Raw genomic sequence first — 937 nt, 5'->3', positions numbered from 1 at the left:
AGCGGCACTTTTTACATGAGCAATATCGAGCTGCTGATCGGCCAGTCCTCTACCGAGGCCGAGCGAAAGCGGGCGGCAAGGCTCCAAAACAAGGCTCTTTCCGCGCCCCGGACAAACGGCGGACATTTGTCCGACATTCGTCCACCAGAGATAGAGATAGAGTTAGAGAAAGAGATAGAGATAAAGAGAGAGATAGAGAAGGGACACCCCGCCCGCGCCTATGGCCGTTACCAGAATGTTTTCCTGACGGACGAGGAACTGGCAGACTTGCAGGCCAGCTTTCCCACCGTATGGGGCCAGTACATCGAAAAGCTGTCCGAGTACATGGCTTCTACCGGCAAGCGGTATCAGAGCCATGCCGCCACCATCCGGCGCTGGGCCGGTGAGGACGCCAGGAAAGCGGCCCCGCCCACCCGCAACCGGGATTACAGCGTAAAGGAGGATGAAACCGTATGATTGAGATTACAGCAGAAATCCGGGCGCTGATCGACAAGGCAGCCGCCGGTGTGGAGCTGGCCGGGGACGAGTACATAGACCCGGCAGACGGCCTTATTCACTGTAAAAAGTGCGGCGGCCAGAGGCAGACCGTTGTGCCATGCTTTGGGAAACCCGGCTACTTCATGCCCCGCTGTGTCTGCCAGTGCCAGCGAGAGGCCGAGGAACAGCGCAAGGCCGCCGAGGAACGGCAGCGCCGCATGGAGCGTATCAAGCGCCGGAAGGCCCAGGGCCTGCAAGACCGCTATCTGTACGACTACACCTTTGCCAACGACAACGGCCAAAATCCCCTGATGGACAAGGCCCGCGCCTATGTGGAGAACTGGAAGGAGGCATACCGAAACAACACTGGCCTGCTGCTGTTTGGGGATGTGGGAACCGGCAAGTCCTTTTTCGCCGGTTGTATCGCCAACGCCCTGCTTGACCGGGATGTGCCGGTGCT

2 pseudogenes are annotated in these 937 nt (G+C 59.2%); both read left to right on the top strand.

Annotated features, from left to right (window positions below):
* Positions 1 to 456, top strand: a pseudogene (locus B5F54_RS17110) (phage replisome organizer N-terminal domain-containing protein); the annotation flags it as partial.
* Positions 453 to 937: pseudogene (locus B5F54_RS17105) on the top strand (ATP-binding protein); the annotation flags it as partial. The pseudogenes B5F54_RS17110 and B5F54_RS17105, both read left to right, overlap by 4 nt.

Origin of the sequence: Anaeromassilibacillus sp. An250, assembly GCF_002159845.1 — a bacterium.
In the GTDB taxonomy this organism is placed as follows: Bacteria; Bacillota; Clostridia; order Oscillospirales; family Acutalibacteraceae; genus Anaeromassilibacillus; species Anaeromassilibacillus stercoravium.
This window is presented reverse-complemented; position numbering and strand designations above follow the sequence as displayed.